The organism is Roseivirga spongicola (assembly GCF_001592965.1).
GTDB classification, from domain to species: Bacteria; Bacteroidota; Bacteroidia; order Cytophagales; family Cyclobacteriaceae; genus Roseivirga; species Roseivirga spongicola.
The window spans coordinates 1,011,705-1,032,695 of the sequence record NZ_LRPC01000028.1 but is presented as its reverse complement, the minus strand read 5'-3'; the positions used below and the strand labels follow the sequence as shown (position 1 = coordinate 1,032,695).

The 20,991-nt window shown below is 40.6% G+C and carries 18 protein-coding genes; 10 read left to right on the top strand and 8 right to left on the bottom strand.

What is annotated here, in order from left to right; translation table 11 throughout:
* The first annotated feature begins 29 nt into the window (after nt 1–29).
* From hisH to AWW68_RS16345, 9 genes are all read left to right on the top strand, one after another.
* On the top strand, nt 30–611 hold the full coding sequence (gene hisH, locus AWW68_RS16385) for an imidazole glycerol phosphate synthase subunit HisH (RefSeq protein ID WP_068223394.1): 582 nt from the start codon (nt 30–32) through the stop codon (nt 609–611).
* A gap of 107 nt (nt 612–718) precedes the next feature.
* On the top strand, nt 719–1,435 hold the full coding sequence (hisA, locus tag AWW68_RS16380) for a 1-(5-phosphoribosyl)-5-[(5-phosphoribosylamino)methylideneamino]imidazole-4-carboxamide isomerase (RefSeq protein WP_068223391.1): 717 nt from the start codon (nt 719–721) through the stop codon (nt 1,433–1,435).
* A gap of 46 nt (nt 1,436–1,481) precedes the next feature.
* Nucleotides 1,482–2,243, top strand: coding sequence for an imidazole glycerol phosphate synthase subunit HisF (gene hisF / locus AWW68_RS16375; RefSeq protein ID WP_068223388.1), 762 nt, complete (start codon nt 1,482–1,484; stop codon nt 2,241–2,243).
* Nucleotides 2,240–2,854: a bifunctional phosphoribosyl-AMP cyclohydrolase/phosphoribosyl-ATP diphosphatase HisIE gene (gene hisIE, locus AWW68_RS16370; RefSeq protein ID WP_068223385.1), complete on the top strand. Its 615-nt coding sequence runs from the start codon at nt 2,240–2,242 to the stop codon at nt 2,852–2,854. Before hisF ends, hisIE begins: the two co-directional genes overlap by 4 nt.
* Nucleotides 2,855–2,991: 137 nt before the next feature.
* A complete protein-coding gene (locus tag AWW68_RS16365; RefSeq protein WP_068223381.1) occupies nt 2,992–5,340 on the top strand; it encodes a TonB-dependent receptor in 2,349 nt (782 codons plus the stop codon).
* Complete coding sequence (locus AWW68_RS16360) at nt 5,333–5,785, top strand: thioredoxin family protein (protein ID WP_068223378.1); 453 nt, start codon at nt 5,333–5,335, stop codon at nt 5,783–5,785. Before AWW68_RS16365 ends, AWW68_RS16360 begins: the two co-directional genes overlap by 8 nt.
* Before the next feature lie 14 nt (nt 5,786–5,799).
* Entirely contained in the window at nt 5,800–6,597 is a 798-nt protein-coding gene (locus tag AWW68_RS16355) for a transporter (protein WP_084375721.1), read from the top strand.
* A 6-nt stretch (nt 6,598–6,603) separates the two neighbouring features.
* On the top strand, nt 6,604–7,512 hold the full coding sequence (ctlX, locus tag AWW68_RS16350; RefSeq protein ID WP_221406008.1) for a citrulline utilization hydrolase CtlX: 909 nt from the start codon (nt 6,604–6,606) through the stop codon (nt 7,510–7,512).
* 193 nt (nt 7,513–7,705) lie between these two features.
* Nucleotides 7,706–8,068 (top strand): hypothetical protein, encoded by a 363-nt coding sequence (locus AWW68_RS16345; protein WP_068223373.1) that lies wholly within the window; start codon nt 7,706–7,708, stop codon nt 8,066–8,068.
* A 120-nt stretch (nt 8,069–8,188) separates the two neighbouring features.
* Here the strand turns inward: AWW68_RS16345 and AWW68_RS16340 are convergent, their stop codons facing one another.
* The 6 genes from AWW68_RS16340 to AWW68_RS16315 form a co-directional block, all read right to left on the bottom strand.
* Nucleotides 8,189–9,427 (bottom strand): serine hydrolase domain-containing protein, encoded by a 1,239-nt coding sequence (locus AWW68_RS16340; RefSeq protein WP_068223369.1) that lies wholly within the window; start codon nt 9,425–9,427, stop codon nt 8,189–8,191.
* A 225-nt stretch (nt 9,428–9,652) separates the two neighbouring features.
* Nucleotides 9,653–10,129 carry a hypothetical protein gene (locus tag AWW68_RS16335; protein ID WP_068223366.1) on the bottom strand — a complete coding sequence of 159 codons (477 nt, stop codon included), beginning with the start codon at nt 10,127–10,129 and terminating at the stop codon, nt 9,653–9,655.
* Between the two features lie 76 nt (nt 10,130–10,205).
* A complete protein-coding gene (locus AWW68_RS16330; RefSeq protein ID WP_157717687.1) occupies nt 10,206–10,724 on the bottom strand; it encodes a hypothetical protein in 519 nt (172 codons plus the stop codon).
* Between the two features lie 573 nt (nt 10,725–11,297).
* On the bottom strand, nt 11,298–12,116 hold the full coding sequence (locus AWW68_RS16325; protein WP_068223360.1) for a CPBP family intramembrane glutamic endopeptidase: 819 nt from the start codon (nt 12,114–12,116) through the stop codon (nt 11,298–11,300).
* A gap of 191 nt (nt 12,117–12,307) precedes the next feature.
* Nucleotides 12,308–13,798 carry a S10 family peptidase gene (locus AWW68_RS16320; protein WP_068223357.1) on the bottom strand — a complete coding sequence of 497 codons (1,491 nt, stop codon included), beginning with the start codon at nt 13,796–13,798 and terminating at the stop codon, nt 12,308–12,310.
* A gap of 10 nt (nt 13,799–13,808) precedes the next feature.
* Nucleotides 13,809–16,913, bottom strand: coding sequence for a WD40/YVTN/BNR-like repeat-containing protein (locus AWW68_RS16315; RefSeq protein WP_068223354.1), 3,105 nt, complete (start codon nt 16,911–16,913; stop codon nt 13,809–13,811).
* Between the two features lie 319 nt (nt 16,914–17,232).
* Here AWW68_RS16315 and AWW68_RS16310 point away from each other — a divergent pair, with 319 nt between their 5' ends.
* Nucleotides 17,233–18,180, top strand: a complete 948-nt coding sequence (locus AWW68_RS16310; protein ID WP_068223351.1) for a DUF6268 family outer membrane beta-barrel protein — start codon at nt 17,233–17,235, stop codon at nt 18,178–18,180.
* A 730-nt stretch (nt 18,181–18,910) separates the two neighbouring features.
* Here the strand turns inward: AWW68_RS16310 and AWW68_RS16305 are convergent.
* A complete protein-coding gene (locus AWW68_RS16305) occupies nt 18,911–20,245 on the bottom strand; it encodes a D-alanyl-D-alanine carboxypeptidase (RefSeq protein ID WP_157717686.1) in 1,335 nt (444 codons plus the stop codon).
* A complete protein-coding gene (locus AWW68_RS16300) occupies nt 20,238–20,921 on the bottom strand; it encodes a nitroreductase family protein (RefSeq protein ID WP_068223345.1) in 684 nt (227 codons plus the stop codon). Before AWW68_RS16300 ends, AWW68_RS16305 begins: the two co-directional genes overlap by 8 nt.
* Nucleotides 20,922–20,991 lie beyond the last annotated feature (70 nt).

The following is a 20,991-nucleotide window of genomic DNA, read 5'->3' as shown; positions in this document are numbered from 1 at the left end:
TGTTTAATTAGAACCGAGTTCGTCAAAATATGAGTGTAGTTATTGTAAACTATAATGCCGGCAATGTTCAGTCGGTAACCTATGCCTTGCAAAGACTTGGAGTAGAGCCAATACTATCTGCCGATCCTGATATTATTAGATCGGCAGATAAAGTAATTTTCCCTGGAGTTGGGGAAGCCAGTACTGCAATGAATTTCTTGCGAAAACAAGGTTTAGATCAGGTAATAGAATCGCTAAAACAGCCTGTTTTCGGTGTTTGTCTTGGCCTTCAGTTAATGTGTAAGCATTCTGAAGAGAATGATGCCGATTGCCTTGGTATATTCGATGTTCAGGTAAGAAAATTCGAACCTAAGTTGAAAGTTCCTCAAATGGGCTGGAACAACTTAGAGAATATGAATTCTCCTTTGTTCGCTGACTTGCCAGAAGAGCCTTATGTGTATTATGTGCATAGTTATTACGCGGAATTGAGCGAATACACAGTAGCCGAAACCGAGTATGTCAACCGATTCTCTGCCGCTTTACAGAAAGATAATTTCTACGCTTTACAGGCACACCCTGAAAAGAGTGGAAAGGTAGGGGAGCAGATTCTTTCGAATTTTTTGAAACTGTAAATAGAACGTCACTGCGAGGAACGAAGCAGTCCCATCTCCTCGATAAGGAGATTGCCGCGGTTGTCCCGATGATTCGGGACTCCCTCGCAATGACGAAACACGATAAAATGAAGATAATTCCAGCAATAGACCTGATTTCCGGAAAGGCGGTTCGCCTGACTAAAGGAGATTACAATCAGAAAAAAGAATATTCTGATAGCCCAGTTGAAGTGGCTAAGACCTTTGAAGAGGCAGGTATTACCAATTTACACCTAGTAGACCTAGATGGAGCTAAGGCTCAAAAACCACAAAATTTAGACGTTTTACAATCTATCACCTCGAATACCAATCTGAAAGTAGATTTTGGTGGAGGAGTAAAGTCAAGCGAGTCGCTTCAGGCAGTGCTTAATGCTGGTGCTCAGCAAATTACGGCTGGTAGCATTGCGGCTAAAAATCCTGAGTTGGTCTACTCATGGCTGAAGGAGTTCGGTGCAGAAAAAGTGATTCTTGGAGCCGATGTAATCAACGAGAAGATTGCCATAAGCGGCTGGCAAGAAGACTCTGGACTAGATTTATTTCCTTTTCTGGAGCGCTATATGGCTCAAGGAGTAACTTATTGCATTTGCACCGATGTTAGCAAAGACGGCATGCTACAAGGGCCTTCAGTAGATTTATATCAGAAGATTTTGAAGGAGTTTTCAGGTTTAAAGCTGATAGCGAGCGGAGGAGTTGCAGAACTAGCCGATTTGAAAGAACTCAAAGACATTGGAGTCTACGCTACAATTGTAGGTAAGGCGTATTATGAGGGAAGAATCACGCTTGAAGAGCTAGCGAGTTTTCAATGATTACCTCATATCGAAAATTAAAAGACGTACATCGTAAATCAAATCCATGTTAACTAAACGAATTATTCCCTGCCTAGATATTAAAGACGGCAGAACAGTGAAGGGAGTCAACTTTGTGGGCTTGCGCGATGCTGGTGACCCAGTGGAGTTGGCTGCTACCTATGCCGCTGAAGGGGCAGATGAGTTGGTGTTTCTTGATATTACTGCCACAGTTGAAAAGAGAAAAACACTAGTGGAGCTAGTAAGGAGAGTAGCCGCAGAAATCAATATTCCTTTTACAGTGGGTGGAGGTATAAGCTCCATAGAAGATGTGTCGGCTTTATTGAATGCTGGAGCCGATAAAATTTCCATCAATTCATCAGCTGTAAAGCGACCAGATTTAATTAATGAACTGGCCTTGGAGTTTGGGAGTCAGTGTGTGGTAGTGGCTATCGACACACGCTTTGTAGAGGGAGAACATATTGTCCATGTGAGAGGCGGAAGAACTCCTACAGAGCTTAGAACTATACCATGGGTTAAGGAGGTTGAGCAGCGTGGGGCAGGAGAGATTTTGCTCACCTCAATGGACCATGATGGAACCAAAGCGGGCTTCGCAAATGAGCTCACTTCAGAGATTTCGAAGGCCTTATCTATACCAGTAATAGCATCGGGTGGGGCGGGGCAAATGAACCACTTTGTGGATACCTTTACTGATGGAAATGCAGACGCTGCTTTGGCTGCAAGCATCTTCCATTTTAAGGAAATTTCAGTGCCAGATTTAAAGAGTTTTTTAAAAGAAAATAACATCCCGGTGAGGGTAGAAAAATGAGACAAATCCAAGATATCAAAGCCATAGATTTTAGCAAGGAAGATGGTCTTGTACCAGCCATAATTCAAGACAATAATACGGGCAAAGTGTTAATGTTGGGCTACATGAATGAAGCTGCTTTAGAGCAAACTTTAGACTCTGGAAAGGTTACTTTTTTCAGTAGATCAAAACAGCGACTTTGGACCAAAGGAGAGACCTCAGAAAACTTCTTAAACCTTGTGTCTATTTCGCCCGATTGTGATCAAGATGCATTGCTAGTAAAGGTTAATCCGGAAGGCCCAACTTGCCACCTTGGAGACGATACTTGTTGGGAAGAAAGTAATGAAAATAACCTGCAGTTTTTAGGTCATTTAACAGAAGTAATTAAGGAGAGAAGACAGAAGTCTCCAGAAGAATCTTACGTTGCAAGACTGTTTTCTAAAGGTATTAATAAGGTTGCTCAGAAGGTAGGTGAGGAAGCTGTAGAAGTGGTGATAGAAGCGAAAGATAGTGATGATAACCTCTTCCTAAATGAATCTGCCGATCTGCTTTTTCACTATATGATGCTCTTGGAAGCTAAGGGTTTCACCTTAAATGATGTCATTTCAGTATTGAAAGAAAGACATAAATAAAAGGTATGTAATATATTGATTTAAAATAATTTAACAGATTAAATTTAGTCTTGTCTAAAAATAAAATGAGAAAAACAGAAATTAATATTTCTGTGAGTAGGTGATAATCTTTAAATTTGACGAAAGATTTAAAGGTTATGAGGTCAGTATTACTTGCTCTTTTTACATTTCTCTCATTGTCTATTCAGGCACAGGTGAAAATTAATGGTACGGTTAACGATGCTGATGGCGCCCTTGAAGGCGCCATTGTTTTTATACAAGGAACAAATATTGCCAGCGTAACAGATAGAACTGGTGTCTTCTCTTTAGAGGTAAAAGCTGCTGAAAATCTCGCCCTAGAAATACGTTTGGTTGGCTATAAAAAGGTGGTGAAATCTTTGAGCTTTGGAGGAGAAAATAGCCTTGAATTCAACATTACTTTAGAGCCTGATGTACTTGGTTTAGATGAGGTGGTTGTGAGTGCTAATCGCTATGAAACTGACAAGAAAGAATCACCTGTAGTAGTAAATGTAATTGGTTCAAAAACCTTTAACAGAACACAGTCTCAATCACTGGCCGAAGGGTTAAATTTTCAGTCTGGTGTAAGGGTGGAAACGAACTGTCAGAATTGTGGATTTACCCAAGTTCGCTTGAATGGATTGGAAGGTCCTTATACGCAGATTTTAGTGAACAGCAGACCAGTGTTTAGTTCGCTCATTGGAGTGTATGGATTGGAGATGATTCCGTCATATATGATCGATCGAGTCGAGGTGGTTAAGAGTGGTGGTTCAGCCCTATATGGATCCAATGCAATTGCCGGAACTATCAACATTATAACCAAAGAACCAGTGCTCAATACATGGGAGGCAAGGAGTAATTTTTCGGTCATTGGAGGCGAAGCATTAGACTGGAATCACTCGGTAAATGGTGCCTATGTTTCTAACAATTTGGACTTCGGAATTTCAGCTTTTGCAACCCAAAGAAATCGCGATGCTTATGATGCTAATGATGATGGTTTTACTGAATTGGTTGAGTTGGATGCTTCGACCATCGGTCTAAAGAGTTTTTATAAATTCAGTAAGAACACAAAGCTAAATGTTGGACTCAATTATATCGATGAGTTTAGAAGAGGTGGAAATAAGTTGAGTCTACGACCTGAGTTTACTGACATTACAGAACAGTTGGAGCATGAGATTCTAATGACTTCTGCAGAGATTGAGCAGTTTGTTGGTGACAACAATAAGCTATCTGCCTACATTTCATTGCAGAATACTGACAGAGATAGTTACTATGGTGGTTTGGGTGGTTCTTACACTGCAGAAGATAGTCTATTGGCAGCAAATGCATATGGAATAACTGACGATCAGTCTTTGGTGACTGGCTTGCAATGGGTACGATCGTCTAATACACCTCACTCATGGACTACAGGAGTAGAGTATCAGGCGAACGAGACGGACGATCGAATACCGGGTTATTTGCGGCTAGTAGATCAGTCAGTGAAGTCGGTTGGTTATTATGCCCAATGGGAATGGACGGCTTCTGACCGAATTAAATTCCTCACAGGAGCTCGTTATGATAGGTCGATGGTAGAGGGGCAGTATCGTGTAGGGAGTTTTCAGAGGTCTATTGATAATGATTTTGGTGTATTCAGTCCGAGGTTCACTTTCTTGTATGATATCAACAGTAATCTCCAATTTAGAGGAGGGTATGCCAGAGGGTTCAGGGCTCCACAGGCTTTTAATGAAGATTTGCATATAGCTTCCGCAGGAGGAGAGCCTGTATTTGTGTTGCTTTCTGAAAATTTGGAGAAGGAGACCTCCGATGCGCTCACTGCTTCTTGGACCTACACCAAAGTTGTAGGTAAGCAGCAGCTAGAGGTGAATGTTCAAGGTTTCTACACTGAGCTGAATAATCCGTTTGTTTTAGTGAATACTGGAAGTCAGTTACCTAACGGTTCCATCATTGAAGAAGTGAGGAATGGCAAAGGTGCAGTGGTGGCAGGAGTAAATACCGAGATCAACTATGCGCTAGGAGCCCAATGGGTTGTTCAAACTGGTGCTACTTTTCAAAGTACCAGATTTGATGAAGAACAGGTGTTGTTTGAGCCAGAAAATGGCGGAGAAGGGCAGTTGGTGAGTAGTCAAAGATTTATGCGCATGCCAAATGCTTATGGTTTTGGAAACTTAACCTACGAATACTCTGATGGCTGGCAATTCAGCCTCTCTAATGTGGTTACCGGTGGCATGATTGTTCCCGAGATTTTACAAGAAAGTGGAAATTTGGTTCTACGGAATTCTGATGTGTTTTGGGATGCCACAATTAAAGCATCTCATCATTTTCATATAGGTCGATATTTGCATATAGAAGCGAGTGCTGGCATTCAGAACTTTCTCAATAGCTATCAAGACGACTTTCAAAGAGGGCCAACGCGAGACTCCGATTACATATACGGACCGGGTAGGCCTAGAACTTACTTCTTCAGCATAAAGATTAGCAATAATGATTAAGACTTCTCTGATGTTTGGGCTCCTGCTCTTGTGTCTGAATACTCAGGCCCAAGGCAGGTGGTTCAATTTTGGGGAACTCGATAGTCTAAGAAAGGTCGAAGAAAGGCCTGTGTTGGTTTTTCTTGAAGCAGAATGGTGTGTCTACTGCAAGAAGATGAAGCGAGAAGCTTTTAGTAAGGCAGATATTCAGGAAGAAATTGCAGCACGCTTTTGGCCTGTATTATTAGATATTGAAGATCCACAGTCGTACCAATTCAACGGCAAGCTTTATAGCAATACTTCAGAACTAAAATACCATCAATTGGCCTATCTCCTTACTCAGCAAAATGAGGAGCCAATTACACCTACTTTTGCCATTTTCAATAAGCATTTTAATCTGCAGGTATTCGTACAGAAATATCTTTCCAGAAAAGATATCAAGGCATTTCTAAGTAAGCACTATTAATTACATTTGGCATTATGAAGCAACTTAGAGTTTTATGCGTAATGGTAGCTGGGCTGCTATTCTCTGCTCTATCAGTAAATGCCCAAAACATATACACAGATAGGCCTACACAAACTTCTGCTGCAGCGATTGTACCAGTTGGTGCGTTTCAAATTGAAACAGGTTTTTTTCTTGTGGAAGAAAAAATGTTTATACCAAATGGCTCAGGAGGTATTGTAAACACCAACTTTCAGTACATCTCAATTAACAATACATTATTGAGATATGGACTCACAGATAGAATTGAATTAAGGCTTTCGCAAGAAGTTTCAAAAATGAGGATAAGGCCAGGTAATCAGTTTCAGTCTGAAGAGGTTGCCTTTGTACCAACCCTCTTTGGTGCAAAATTTAATCTTTTAAGAGGTCAAAGCCAGTTGCCAGATATCAGTTTAGTAGCAAGTATTGGTGGAGATGTTTTTGAAGAAACTTTTAATGGTACAGTAGCCGATGTGAGATTGGCTTTCGATAAGTCTATTTCGGATCAATTTTCAATTTCATCTAACTTGGGCTTGGGTTTATCTCAAGACCTGAAAACTAGTACAGGCCTTTACACACTCAACTTTGGTTACAGCGCCACTAGTAAACTGGGGGTGTTTCTAGAAGTTTATGGCGCTTTTCCTGAAATCGGAGATAGCAGTCACTCAATGGATGCAGGTTTTACTTACTTGGTAAATTCGAGTCTGCAATTAGATATTTACGGAGGTACTGGTTTTTCTAGCAATGCTGCCGATCTTCTCTTCGGCTTTGGTTTGAGTAAACGGTTTTTAAAATAGAAATATATGAGGCAAGCTGCCGCAAAAATTATGATGGTGCGACCTGCACATTTTGGTTACGACCCATCGACAGCAAAAACTAATTCTTTTCAAGATACTGAGGGTTCAGATCAGATTCTGGACATTCAGCACAAGGCCATAGAGGAATTCAATGGAGCAGTAGATACATTGAGAGCTAGTGGCGTTGATGTAGTTGTAATTGACGATACTGATGAGCCTAAAAAGCCAAATGCGGTGTTCCCTAATAACTGGGTTTCCTTTCACGATGGCAGAGTTATCCTGTATCCTATGTTGGCCGAAAACCGAAGGTGGGAGAGAAGGCTGGATTTACTAGATCAGTTGGTAGATGAAGGAGTAGCTGTTGATGAAATCATTGACATTTCGAAGTACGAAGAAAACAATATGTTTTTGGAAAGTACCGGAAGTGTGGTGATAGATTATGAGCATGACTTGGCTTATGCCTGCTTGTCTTCTCGTACCGATAGAGATGTGCTCAATAAGCTCTGCGAAATAAATGGCTACGAACCAGTGTTGTTTGAGTCGTTCAATAAGGAAGGCGTAGCAGTATATCACACCAATGTGGTTATGTGTATCGCGAGTAAATATGCTGTTATTTGTACTGAATCTATTCAGGCCGATCAACGGTTTGATGTAATCAGAACCTTGGAAGAAACAGGTCATGAAGTGGTAGAAATCACCATGGATCAAATGTATTCTTTTGCAGGAAATATGCTAGAAGTGTTTAACCACCAGGGTGAATCAGTAATAGTAATGTCGCAAGCGGCTTATGATAGTCTCACTGAAAATCAGTTAAATACCATCTCTGCTCATTCAAAAATTCAAACGGTCTCAATCCCTACCATCGAGAAATTTGGAGGGGGTAGTGTGCGTTGCATGATGTGTCGCGTATCATGAACTTTGGATTTATTTTATAGATGGGTAGAATAGCGGTTTATTCTACTTATATCAGTTATACTTAGTTCTGTTTAATTTTTTATGCAAACGCTGCGTGCAGAATTAAGTGTAACTATCTGGTATTCTGTAGGTAAGATTTGTTTCTATAAGTTTAGTCATTACCTTTGCATCCGCTTTTGAAAGGAGGGGCTGGATGTTTGAGGTTGAAGTGGTTGAGGAACTAAATATGATTTCTGGAAGAATTGAAGGAGATCTTACTAAAGAAATCGCCCAAAGGTATTTTGAGGAAGTAGGGAAGAAGGCAAGTCAGCATGGGTTGAAGAGAGTGTTAACTGACTTGCGTGGAGCATACCTAAAGGCCGATGAACGAGATATGAGTAACCTTTCTCAAGAGCTAACTCAGCTTGGATTGTCTTCTGTTTACAAACGTGCGTTGATAGTGAGAGATGATGTAAACGGATACAAGCAGTGGGAGAATTATTGTCTGAACGCAGGTTATAGAGAAATACGCCTGTTTATAGACGATGAAACGGCTTTGAAGTGGTTGGCTGAGTAATGAATTGAGGCTGTCAGAAATGACAGCCTTTTTTAGTCTAAACAATGACAAGATAGAGACTAAGGTTTGCCTATTACTCGATTTCTTGCTTGAATTTTACCTTTGGGGAGATCTCTTTTCTTATAAATAACTTCTCAGACTATTGATAAGCATGAGATAGTTGGCGTCAAACTTTTCACCCAACCTAACAAACACCAAATCTTTGCTTGGATCTACTAATAGGTACTGCCCATTAACACCCAAACCGTAATAATAGTTAGAACAATAGTGCAAGCCCCAGAGGTCTTTTTCTTCTGAAGGAACATACTCATAAACTGGTTCGTATGTTTTAAGGCCCAAATTTTCCGCTAAGGCTACTACGGCCAAAGAGTCTTTCAAGTACTCTCCTTGATATTTGTAGCCTTTTCGTTCGGTATTATACCATTGATATTGGTAACAATCGTTGTCTAGATTAGGTGTAACTGTGCTAGATACCCACTTTTCAGAGACAATCTGTTTTCCGTTCCAATTTCCGTGCTTAAGGTACAGACTGCCTATTTTTGCTAAGTCACGAGCGGTTGTATTCAAACAGCAAAAGGCTTTAGTACTTTGGTTTTTTTTATCGTCAACACTCCAACTGGCATCGAATTCCATACCCATAGGTTGCCAAACTGTTGTTTCGAGATATTTACCCAAAGCCTTTCCTGTAGCCTTTTCAATCACCATACCTAAAATGGAAGTAGAAACACTCTGGTATTCATGAACTTCTCCTGGAGAGCTAGAAAACTCAAGCTTTTGAATTTGCTTTAATTGGTTTTTACCGTAATACAGTCTAGCTACCTCTGAAAATGGGCTTTTGTAAGATTCACTAAAATCTAAGCCAGACCTCATGTTTAATAAATCGAGTATGGTTAATTGGTTGAAATCAGAATTCTTTTCGGCTAGTTCCGGCAGGTATTTGGTTACTTTATCGTTTACACTATTTATGTAGCCCTGATCTATTGCAATACCTATGAGTAGTGAAGTAACAGACTTGCTTACAGAGAATATGTTAGAAACGTCACTAGGTTCGTAGTCTCTAAAATATTGTTCATATAGAATCGAGTCGTTTCTTATTATTAGGAAGGCCGTAGTCTTGGTTTCCAATAGAAAATCTTCCAATGTTTGATCCGTTTGAGGAACTGTATAATCATCGAAAAGGGCTTTTTCGTCTTTAATTTTGTACGGATGCTTTTCTGGAGGTGACTGAATCTCCGTTTTAGGAAAGATCTTGTGGTCGGTTATATCTTCAGTTCCATAGCGAATCATTCTTCCGAAATGACAAGAACTAAGGGTTAAGAGCGTAAGCGCGAAAATAAATAGAAAAGGCTTTTTAAGCATCTTTTTAGTCTAAATGAAGGTGGAATAAAACTTCTGATTCAGTTATCAAAATCTGAATTTTCTACAAAAAAGAATAGTGATTGATGTGAAAACTATTGAAGTGTCAGGTATACTTTTCATAGTAAGGAAAGTAATACTTGGCTACAGCTTTTTTGAATGAGGTAAGTGAGCAATTAATACCTGATAAGCAAAATGTTGTTCACAGACCAATTCAAAAGTAATGGCTTAATAAATTATAGTCAAAATCAAATCTGCTAGTAGTATGGCCTGTAGTACAAATATTAATGTGCTCAGATTTCGCTTGAAGCGATAGGCTATAAAGAAGACTATTAAAGCTAGCAATGGAGCTACCAATCCAGCCATCAACCTGAGGGAGTAGACCGATCGATTGTTATCACCACTCATACGATACCAGTTTACTTGATTGAACAGAATGGAGACCGAAAACTCTACAGAATCTCCTTTTTCGACTGTTTCGGCAAAGCTTTCCGAAACGGGGAAGGCATGTTCTTCAGTAAATACCATATAGGAGTAGTGATAATTCTGAGCGGCATTGTAATACTGCTGATATTCACTCTGAACTCCTGCTACCTGAGCGTTTATCACCTTGCCTGACAAGGCAAAATCCAAGATGAGTACTAGCGCTATGGCACTAAATATGGCTAGAAAAATATTCCTGAATCTAGGCTTGGTGTTACTCATTACATTAAAAATTACAACATGATTATTAGATATTCTTTGTTTAAAACTTCACAGATTAGGGAGTTCACTATTAGCTCTATTTACACCTATTATAAAGACTAACTATTTTTTTAATGTCCTTGTGCGTATATTCTTTTGTGGTAATCTTTTCTACTATTTCAGGACAGTCCTTGAAGTATTCCGAGAAGTCCTCTATGAAGTTTCTCCTCCTAACGAGTTTAAAAGTTGATTCACTATCTCTCTTTACATACAGATTTTCTAGGGTGGATGTGTGAATGGCGTCAGGCGTACCGAAAGGAGAAGGAGTCGTCCAAAAAGTGCTCGTTAACTTTCTATAAATACCAATCTTTTTTGTTTTGCTTAATATTTCATAAAAGGATGAGCTGTCAGAAACATATCTATACATGGAATACCCAAAACCTCTTACCTCGTTAGGAAAGTAGCTTGCCTTTGTACCATCTTTCTGCACGAATGTTACTTTAGAAAACTTCTTATTTTCATTCATGATTTGGTCTTTGATAAGACCTTCAACCTTTATCGAATCTTTTGAGACAATATACCCTTCTTGGTATTGGAGCTTTCTTTTCAGCTTCATGTACTTTTTAGACTCTTGACCATTTACGCTTGTTACTATTAAAAAAAATAATGTGAGGGTCAAAGTAAATTTCATGGCAAAGTGTGTGCTTTAATTAGTAAGAGGCAGTTTTTTTAGTAATACTAATAAAGTAGATAATTTCCAGTCTATACGATATTAGTGTCTGATCAAAATATACACATTCTTTTATCTGTTTAAGAAAGATAAATCAAGTTTAAAGAAGCTTTTCCCTTGTTCTAAATTTAAGAGAAGTAATTATCACTGGACCTTTTGTATAAATGACTTTCTCCTTGCTTAAAAGGGCTGGTTGTTTTTATTGCCAGATAGGTTTCTAGTTAATGATTTTAGTTACTTCGAGGCCTCCCAAACTACCAGCCCTAGACATCTTTCGAGTAACCTCTGGCTGTTCTTTCTTTCTATAAGAATTTGAGTACTTTCTTCAGCTTTTCTAACCCTTCTGAGTAAGTTATTAGAGTGCCATGCTGTTGTTCTTTGAATGCTTTAAAATCTAAATCGTTGCAAATACAAGGAGTGTAATGTTATGCTGGTTGTGCTGGGTGATTCTCTCGGATACTATGCGTAAGGAGAGCCTACAACGTGGAAAATCAAATCGAAAACTATGTGCGAAAGAATAGCAATAAGTAGTCCCTTTCGCCAGAAAATATAGCCAAAGGTGATGCCGGTTATCAGGTTACCAATCATTGTAACAGCTATGCTAAAGGCTTTTAGTTCTACAAAGTTTTTAGACAATGGAAGATGGATTAGCCCAAAGAAGATAGAAGAAATTATGATGGCTATCCAGATGCTTTTGGGGGAAGGGGAGGTGTTTTTTTTGAAGAACTGAAAAACAGCAACCAACAGCGACATCAACCCTAGTCTGAACATAATCTCTTCCGTGATGCCAGCAGAAAATGAGACTAGTACATAAAATGGTTTGTCAGGTCTATCCATCAGGTGGTCTACTGGGTAGAAGCTCTTTTGTAGCTCGAAAAGCCCTAATAGAATCACTGAAACCAGAGAAGCTAAAGCTATACTTGAGAGCACATCTTTAACCTTAACGAGTTCACTCATCGGTTTTCCGGAGAAAAGCCTTGCTAAGACTGGTGCACCTAGATTAGTATTTGACGAAATTGAAATGCCTATGAAAACCAGAATAGCTCCCAATATCAGACTGCTTATGCCTACTTGAGTAAGGTGTGAAAGAAGGTCTAGACTCATAGTGGAGTCAGCTTTACCTGCTTCAATGTTGAGTCTGGTTACTTCACGGCTAAAGGGAACATTCATTACTGAACCGATGATGAACAGTACTATAAGTGTAGCCGCAGTTGCCCAACGGTACTTTTCTTTTTCCTCTTTATTCTGTTGTAGGGAGCTAGTGAGTGCTTTGATCAATGGTTATTGAGGTTCGAGTTTTGTTGCTTTTTGATTTGAAATTTAAGGGTTTAGAGAAGTAAGAGTTGAAAATTGAGCTTAATCGGTTTCTGAGTTCAGCCTATGGTTTAAATGGCTTTTAAAAAGGTGATGAATAAAAAAAGGAGCCGAAGCTCCTTTCCTGAATTCCATTTAACCGATTAACCGATCAACTAATACTTAGCCGGAGTTCCTTCAGCCGGAAGGCTATTTAATATAAACTCACGGATATCGTCATTGGCGTTTGCCAAATCTTCAGCTCTTAGATACATCATGTGGCCACTTCTGTAGCCTTTAAAGCTCATTCTGTCTTTTAGCCTACCACTTGGATCCATGTGCCACATATTGTACTTAGCATTGTAGTAAGTGGTAGCACCATCGTAATATCCAGATTGGGTCATAACATGCAAATATGGGTTCATGGCCATAGCTTGGCGTAAGTTTTCACCAGTTCTGTCGCCACTTCTATCCCAAGGGTTTACAGGACCGAACATATTGTACTTCACATCGGTCTTGTAATTGAGAACATTCGGGAAGTAATAGTTAATAGCAGGGGTGAAGGAGTGCAACCAAGAGTCTAGCTCAGAATTATAGTCAGGGCTCATTCCAGCTTCCATTCTATCAATTCCTTTGTATCTCGAGTCCAATCTGCCTACTGTATATCCTTCATGTCTCAAAAGATCTTTCCAGAAGAAATTCTCAGGTACATCTAGGTTATGCTGACGGATTACTTCTTCGTCTAAACCTGAGTATCTGGCAAACATACGGATGGCCTCATTCTTTTCAGCATCGGTGGCCAACCAACCTTTGGCCAGCATTGGCAAAAGCTCATTTTGTGTATAAGCTTCTGACTCTTCAAGTACATCTAAGAGGTCTTTGCTCTGTAAGTCGGCTGGTAACTGTTTGTGATACCAAGCGGCTGCTGTGAAATATGGCAATCGGTTAGCCATTTCAACAGGTCCGCCTCTTTCAATTCCCAATTCAGTAGGAGAGACTAAAATTACTCCATTCAAGAACATCCACTGGCTATTCTGAAGCTCTAATGAAAGGCCAGAAACTCTGGTAGTACCATAACTTTCGCCAATCAAGTACTTCGGAGAATTCCATCGGTTGTTTCTAGAAACGAAAGTGTTAATCCACTCAGCTAAGTAGCGAATGTCTTGGTTCACTCCAAAAAACTGACGTCTGTCAGCTTCAGGATCAACAATTCTTGAATAACCCGTATTCACTGGATTTACAAAAACAATATCGGCCACATCTAAAATTGAATGTGGGTTGTCTTTGATGCCGTAAGGCATAACTGGGTAGCCTTCATCATCAATCTTGAGGATTTTTGGTCCTGTATAAGCAATGTGCATCCAAACAGAGGCAGAACCAGGGCCACCATTAAAGCTAATGACCAACGGTCGCTTATCTCTGTTGTTTACGTCAGATCTTTCATAGAAAGTATAGAAAAGCGTAGCCACTGGCTTACCAGAATTATCCCAAACGGGTTGAGTGCCAGCAGTAGCTTTGTAGGGCACTTTCTTCCCTTTTATGGTTACTTCATGTTGAGTAACCACCGCAGACTCTACTGGTATTTGTCTACTCCGTTCACTTTGTGCAAAAGCAAAAACGCTAAGCAGTAATAATACTGCTGTTGTCCATAGTTTAGTGTTCTTCATTTGTCATCAATTAGTTAGCGGTATATCTATTTGCTCTACTCAAACCTCTGTTAAGTTTTGGTATCGCTGTTTTCATTACCTGATTGGTTTCTTGTCTTAGCTTAGGTAACATAGTTTTAAAGAAGTCCAACTGTGCCTTTTGGTCGCCTGAAAGAGGGCCTATCCAGCCACTGGCCTCAAAGTAAACAGATCTTACACGGCTCATTAGCTCGCTGTATTTGCTGTTAAGGTCTTCAATAGCTTCTGCGGCTTCCTCGTTATACTCTACTTTTTCCTTGTTCAGCTTATCTAGGTGCCATCCCATTTTTTGCGCAGGCAGCATTTCGTCTACTACCATTTCGTAAACTTCTCCAACACCCATCAAAGACTCTTTCCAGGCTCTTTGAGCGTCTATATTTACTTCTAAGCGAGGGTCGTTTTTCACCTTAAAGGTTTGCTCAATTACTTTGTCTTCATATGTCAAACGAGCAACGTATACGCCAGGAAGGATAGGAGTTCCTCCTAGGCCAAAACCTCTGAAACCACCTCTTCTGTTGTTGTCTGGGTTCTGATTCATTGGTTTAAAATCTGGGCCACGGAAGTTCCAATAGGTTCTGTGAATACCAGCTTTGGCATCTGTTCTTAATGTTGCTAGCTCATTACCGTCTGTATCATGGATGGTAAGTTTTAACTTATCAGCATCTACATCTTCACGTACATAATAGTCGATCATAGCACCAACAGCTGGGTTTTCACCTCTGTAGTACATATCTCCAGTATGCGCTCCGCTAATGTTTCTGTCTATCATTTCGGCATCTGCAATACTAAATAGAGCGAACCTCTGGTGGTATTGATCTCCGATTTCTTGAAGTGCACTGATATTGTCTAGAATCCAAACACCTCTACCATGTGTAGCCAATACTAAATCATTATCTCGCGGGTGAATAACCAAGTCATTGAATGGTAGGGTAGGCATATTGTTCTTCAGTTCAACCCAGTTTTTTCCTTTGTTGAAACTCACAAATAAGCCAAGTTCGGTACCTAAATAAAGTACGTTAGGGTTCTTAGGGTCTTCTCTAAGTGTTCTTGCTACTCTGTCGGCAGGTAAATCTCCAGCAACAGACTCCCAAGTTTTACCTCCATTGGTTGTTCGGTAAACGTAATTGTTGAAATCGTTATTTCTGTAGTTGTTTATGGCTACATAGGCAGTTCCGGCAGTATGAGAAGAAACCTCGAAAGTGTTCACCCATGAATCTGCAGGAAGGCCTGGCAATTTGCTAGTTACGTTTGTCCACGTTTTACCATCATCTTCAGAAACCTGAACAAGCCCATCGTCTGTACCCACGTATAAGTGGCCTTGTATGAATCTATCTTCTGCTACTGCAGTAAGTGTTGGCCAGTAAGGAATACCATCATCTAAAGAAGCAGTTGAAGTATCCGCCTTTTGACCCATAATAGTTAAGTCTCTTCTGTTAACGCGAGTAGTGAGGTTGCCTAAGCTTTTCCAAGTAGCACCACCATCGGTACTTTTCCAAAGTTGCTCTGTACCTGAGTAAATAGTGTTTGGATCGTGATAGCTCAAAAAGAATGGACCATCCCAGTTAGCAGGTTCCATAGCGTTACCTAACTCTGGCTCTGGTGTTCCAGGCCCCCAAGCATCCCAATTTCTTCTAGCACCAATATGTCCAGTAGGATCTCCTGGTCTGATCGACTGACTTTGCCCGTTTTTCATATTCAACTTAGTTAGGCCTAAGTATTGAGACTCAGTATATACTATGTCTTCGTCAGTCATATGTGGTAGGTTCAAGAAACCATCTCCACCACCTAGTTTTTTCCAATCCTCGTTAAGAATTCCATTGGTTCTGTAGGTTTCACTTGGGCCAACCCAGCTACCGTTATCTTGCAAACCACCATAAACGTTGTACGGCTTAGCCATGTCTACAGCAACTCTATAGTATTGAGAAACAGGTAGGTTAGTGATGTAAAGCCAGGTAACGCCTCTGTCATAAGAGATTCCCAAGCCACCATCATCGCCTTTCATTACATGGCGAGAGTTTTTAGGGTTTACCCAGAAAATTCTATCATCACCATGTAGTGATTGTCTTGCCGGACGGAAAGTTCTACCAGAATCAGACGAATAGCTGTACTGGTTCATCATGTAGATTCTAGAAGCATCGCTTGGGTCTACTAAAGGCTGACTGGCGTACATAGGACGAGGATTCCAGTCGCTCATGAACTCCCAAGTTTCACCTTTATCCTTTGAGCGGTATAGCCCAGCTCTTCTTTCGTTGTATGCCGTAGAAGCATTGTATTGAAAACCTTGCTCAACAGATGCGTAAACGATGTTCGGATCTGCTCTGAAGATTGAAATACCTATTCTACCGTAATTGCCTTCAGGAAGGCCAGTTCTTAATTCTTTCCAGGTTTTTCCACCATCTGTAGACTTGTGCAAGCCAGAGCCAGGTCCGCCACCATCGAAACCGAATGGTGTTCTTCTTCTCTGGTAGGTAGCTGCGTAAACGATATTTGGGTTCTGCGGATCTAGCGCTACATCAACAACCCCAGTATCATCATTTACATAAATGATTCTTTCCCAAGTCTCACCACCATCAGTGGTTTTGTAAAGACCTCTTTCATTGTTTGGTCCCCAAAGGTGACCCATTGCCGCAACGTAAACCGTGTTGGTGTCGGTAGGGTGAAGGGCAATTCTGCCAATATGGTGAGAATCTTTAAGGCCCATATGTTGCCAAGTTTTACCTTCATCGTGAGACTTGTAAATACCATCTCCCCAAGAAGAACTTTGTCTATTGGCACGCTCTCCAGTTCCTACCCAAAGAATATTGGTGTGTTTTTGATGCAATGCAATAGCCCCAACAGAATGAGTGTTTTCGTTTTCAAACACTGGTTCTGAAGTAACACCATTGTTGGTGGTTTTCCATACTCCACCAGTGGCCGTGGCTATGTAATAAGTGAAAGGATCGTTTTCGTTGACAGCCAAATCTACCACTCGGCCACTCATGGCAGCAGGGCCAATATTTCTTAGCCGTAACCCCGAGAGCTTTTCTGAAGTAATTTCAGTTTGCCCAAAGGCGGCAGTGGTTAAGATTAGACTAAATAATAAAAGAGTCTTTTTCATTAGTATTTGAGTTGAATAAGCCCTTAAGATAAAAATAATAGCAGCCTCCAATGAAGGTTTTTTTAAGAATGGTCGTCATTCTATTCTGGCAAGTCAATTAGCCTTAATGGAGACTAGTTAGCTGCTTCCAACTACCTTATATACTCATTGAAAGTAGCCTAAAATAGAATGCGTTACTTTAAACAATTGACTGATTATCAGTATTTATAGAATGTAAATAGACTTTTAAAGGAGCTGGGGTTACAGCGTAGTTCCTATTAATAAATTTGTTTATTTGCATGCCGAAATTTTGAGCTGTTGAGATTTCGCTGTTAGACTTATGAGAGTACTGAAACTGCTAACACTTCTTTTGCTTATTGCTTCTACCGCGCATGCCCAAAAACTTTTGGAGTTTAGACCCAAGGTTATTGAGGTCGGGTATCGTGGTTTTACCGATTACCAGACGCTCTACAGTGATGGGCAACCAGAAAATAAGTTTGTGAGCGATCAGCTTTTTACTGTTCGTTTAGGTGTTCCTTTGGTTCTGAAGGAAAAAACGCTTTTCGGACTTCAACTGAAGTACCTCAGGCAGCAGTATAACACCATTTTCATTCCTCAAGACAACGACAATATTTACCGATATCTGAATGAAAAGAAGTTAGTCAACACGGGGGTAAACTTCTTGTTTCAGCGCAAGCTAGATGATCAACGCAAGCTCACCTTTATGGGAGTGACCGAATTAGCTAGCGATACCAGCAGTGTAGATCGTTATTCTGCCAGGTACCTTCTTTCAGCAGCTTATAATGTTCGAAAATCTGAGAAGTTAGAGTTAGGCTACGGACTCATTGTGAACTATGCACTTGGGGTGCTTAATGTTTACCCTACATTGGCCTATAATAGAGCCTTGAGTTCGAAAATGATGATTGAATCATTTCTGCCATCTTATGCTAGTTTGCGCTACCATCCTTCAGAAAAAGCTTACCTTATTTTGAAGGCGCAGTTCGATAATTGGAGATTTAATGTGACTAATGCGCTTTCTCAAGAACAGAATCAGCTTACATTACAGCGAGCAGATTTCATTATGAGTTTGGCATTTGAAAGAGAAATTCATGATTGGCTTTGGGCTACTGCTGAAGCTTCTTATGTGAATAATGTGGCTTACATCATTTCTCTTCCTGGCGAAAGATTGAATAACCCTATTCAGGAATACAAGTTGAAAGATGCTGGCTATTTGAAATTCTCGCTTGTGGTGGTCCCGCCTAAAAAGCTTTGGGATAAGGCGAAGTGATTTGAATGTTGAGTGTTTGATGTGGAATGTTGAATGTTTGCACACACCTTTATTAGCAGTCGAGTATTTTCCTTTTGTTGAAAAGGAGGTCTTAGGATAGATGGGGCAACGATCAGTTATCAGTTAATCGGAAATCAGTATCGGGTCTGTAATTGCGAGAAATAAAACCTGTGTTAATAAGATTTTATGACGAAGCAATCTGTCTGTTAGGTGGTCTGCTGCCCAGAACAAAAAGATTGCCGCGTTACAAAATTCACCGTGTTCATTTTGTTCCTCGCAATGACGTATAAAGTGAATTTTGCTGAGGATCCGAACACCAAGCGCCAATTACTAATTTCCTAATCAACCAATTTCCCACTTAGGCCTCTCCGCTACGGTCGAGGTGAAAAGGTGGGTGACTAAGGCTCTTAAACTGTTTTCCGCCCCGAGACTTCGGAGTCCGATTACCTAACCCACTATTTCCCGAGCACCAATTACCCAGTTTCCCAATGGCTTACTCAGGTGCAAGGCTGAGAGGTAGCAGTTAGTCGTCTGACCAATTGTTTCTCAAGCATTCCTGCGTTTCGGCCTCAGCTGATCTTACCAGTCATTGGTCTGACGACTGGAGTGGCTGTAGCAGATGGTTTCTCTTGAATTCTCGGGATCAGTTTGCCGCATCACAAAATTTCGCTTCGTTCTTTTTGTGACTCGCAAGGACGGCACTCTTAGAGCCTATAATTTTCCCGGACACCTAGTAACCCTTCTTAATTTTTTCCAGAATCACGCCCATAGATTTGCGGATGGTGCTGGTTGGTACTGTATAGTGATTGGCTATCAGCACAAATTGAAGTGTTTTGCCTTCATCCGTCAGGATATATCCAACCAAAGCATGATTGTTACTCAAGGTTCCAGTTTTAGCATAAACATAGGGGCCGTACCAGTCTTTAAGGGTGCCTGAGGTTCCTCCTTGAGGAAAGAAGTTTAGGAAATCCGTAGAAGGCGATTCTGCTAGTCGTTTTCCTGGGTATGGATATGTCCAGTTATAAAGCATTGCTCCAAACGTACTTGGAGTAAACATGTTATACCTAGAAAGACCAGAGCCATCTCTCCAAATGAGAGGAGAAGAATATTGGAATATTTGCAATAAGGGATCTTCTGTTTTTAAGAAAGCTATTGATTTTTCCGTACCCAAAGTATCACTCTGTTGCCCGCTGATCATTAGCATAATCTGTTCAGCGAAGAGGTTGTCAGAATCTTGGAGTGTCCATTTATAAAGGCTGTCGGCTACCACTCCGTTGAGGGTTTCATGATTCTCTGGTCTAGCCTCCATTTCTAAAGTATGAACAGGCTTTTGAATTGCATTGCTTAGCAATTCAGTGAACAGAGCATCGGAAGTATGAAAGGCTCTAGTGATAGTGTCTACATCGTAATTAGTGGCGAACTGAATCTTGAACTCATTCCAAAATTCATCGCGAGTAACGCTAGACCTTTCTGCATAAAGTGAATCTACAGAAACGCGAAACCCTCTGTATTCAGGCGACATGGTGTAGGTTTTGTTCTTATTATCCAAAATGAACTTTACGCTATTGCCATGGATAGGGAAAACGGATTTCTCTGCTCCGAAGTAGTAGGGGTAATCATCCCAACCCCAGCCGGGGCCAAAACGAGAGTCTTCTGTAGGTCGGGGCCAGTAATAGAGGTTTTTGCCCGTTTCTTTCAGGAAGTTCATCACTGTAGAATCCGTGTGGTCTGGATGTAAAGTGAGGGGATAGCCTGTACTCCAAAAGATAAGTGAGTCACCTTTGATAGTATATTCCAATGCAGGAAGCACCTCTGGCAGATGGTTCATTGCTCCATAAATAGTGAAGAGCTTGGTGGTTGAACCCGGAGTCATATGCTTATCTGCATACTGCTCAAAAATGGGCTTCCTTTTACTTGGGTCTGCTAGTAAAAAGCCAATAAAGGCATTTTCAAAGCCCGGTAACTCTTCTAGATCCTTTCTAATCTGCCGTTTAGAGTACCGTTGGGCCTGAAGACTTTGAAAGCTAAATACGAAAATCAATAAAAGCCAGAGTAGCTTACTCATAGAAAACAGCCATTTCATCGAGGCTTTTTCTGCGGTTGTTTGGTACAAATACTTCGTCAGCTTCATAACCCACAGGAAGTAAAAGGAAAGGTCTCTCGTTGTCTGGTCTTTCAAGAATTTTCTGCAAGAAATTCATTGGGCTTGGTGTATGTGTAAGTGTAACCAAACCAGCATCGTGAATAGCCGTGATAAGCATTCCGGCTGCTAATCCTACCGACTCATTCACGTAGTAATTCTGGTGTTTTTTGCCCTCAGAATCGTATTCAAAAGGCCTTTTCATTACAATGATAAGGTATGGAGCTGTTTCCAAAAAAGGCTTATGCCAATCCGTTGCCATAGGCTTAAGATCGTTTAGCCATTCTTCGCTCATTCGTTTAGTGTAACTTTCGTATTCTTCTTTTTCTGCAGCTTCTCGAATCTGTTTTTTGATTTCCCGGTTGCTTACCACACAGAACGTCCATGGTTGTTTGTGTGCTCCTGATGGGGCTGTGGAGGCAGATTTAAGGATGTTTTCGATAACTTCCTTCGGTACAGGTTTGTCAGAAAAGTCACGAACCGACCTGCGGGTTTCCATCCAATCGTAGAATTTTTGGCTTCTTTCAACCATTTCTTCCGGCCCATAATGCACATGTGAATAGGGGATGTGTTCGAAGCCGTTAATTTCCTTTATTTCCATGTCTCGAATTTAATTAAATGTTTCGAGCTTGGGAGCTCTGGAAGCATTGATGTTTATATGAGTTAATGTG